A 1,515-nucleotide genomic window follows, 5' to 3' on the forward strand; every position below is an offset into this window, starting at 1 on the left:
GTTTAACAATATTAAAGGGGATTTACTATCAGGAGTTGTCGTTGCACTCGCTCTAATACCAGAAGCAATAGCCTTTTCAATTATTGCAGGTCTTGATCCTAAAGTTGGCCTGTATGCCTCATTTTCAATTTGTGTTGTCATCGCTTTTACTGGTTCACGATCAGGAATGATTTCTGCCTCAACAGGCGCAATGGCTTTACTGATGACCACCTTGGTCAAACAACATGGTGTCGAGTACCTATTAGCCGCGTCTGTTTTTACAGGTGTTCTTCAATACGGTATTGGGCTATTGAAACTCGGTGACTTGATGAGATTTATATCTCGATCTATCGTTACAGGTTTCGTTAACGCCTTGGCAATATTAATATTTATGGCTCAGTTACCAGAGCTCACCAATGTGACCTGGCATGTCTATGCGCTCACAGCGTGCGGTTTAGGCATCATTTACTTATTCCCGTATGTGCCTAAGATTGGCAAACTACTCCCCTCTCCATTGGTGTGTATTGTCGCTATCACGATATTCTCTGTCATTTTCAAGGTTGATGTACGTACCGTCGGTGATATGGGCTCATTACCTGACTCGCTACCCATCTTCTTACTACCTAAAGTGCCATTATCATTTGAAACACTGCAAATCATATTCCCATATTCACTTGCGCTTGCTGTCGTGGGTGTCCTTGAATCATTAATGACGGCAAAAATCATTGATGACATCACAGACACACCAAGTAACAACAATGATGAATGTAAAGGTCAAGGCATTGCCAACATCGTTTCTGGCTTCTTTGGCGGCATGGCGGGATGTGCAATGATAGGTCAATCTATGATCAACATGAACTCTGGGGGTAGAACGCGATTATCAACATTATCTTCAGGTGTATTCCTATTGATCATGGTTGTATTCCTAGGTGACTATCTGAAGCAAATACCCATGGCGGCACTGGTTGCTGTCATGATAATGGTTTCTATCAGCACCTTCTCCTGGAAATCCATTCTTGATATTCGTCATCACCCGCTAAATTCTAACGTCATCATGATTGCTACAGTTATTTCCGTTGTCATGACGCACAACTTAGCGATTGGCGTTATTATTGGGGTTGTGATCTCAACGGTATTCTACGCTAACCATAGTCGTAAAATCATGAAAGTAACTGATGATGTCGTTATTCATAACGAACATACGATTCACAAAGTACACGGTCAGATTTTCTTTGCTTCCGCGTACAACTTCATTGATATGTTTAATTTTAATCATCCAACTAAGTATGTAACGATTGATTTAACTGATGCCCACTTTTGGGATATCACAGCAGTCGGCGCTTTAGATAAAGTCATAATTAAGTTCATGGATGCAGGAGCTGATGTTGATATTATAGGAATGAATGAAGAGTCTGATAAGCTAATCAGTAAATTTGCTATATTTGATAAACCCGATCTTTTAGCCAGTCGAACAATTGGGCACTAAATCAACAACTAATCAATAAAGCATAAATAAAAAGGGGGACTACCCCCCTT

At 40.6% G+C, this 1,515-nt stretch carries 1 protein-coding gene; it reads left to right on the forward strand.

The window, feature by feature from the left end:
• The coding region (locus ASV53_RS23990; protein ID WP_141226319.1) for a SulP family inorganic anion transporter at positions 1 to 1,465 on the forward strand (1,465 nt) is incomplete at its 5' end.
• Positions 1,466 to 1,515 lie beyond the last annotated feature (50 nt).

The sequence above is a fragment of the Photobacterium sanguinicancri genome (assembly GCF_002265265.1).
In the GTDB taxonomy this organism is placed as follows: domain Bacteria; phylum Pseudomonadota; class Gammaproteobacteria; order Enterobacterales; family Vibrionaceae; genus Photobacterium; species Photobacterium sanguinicancri.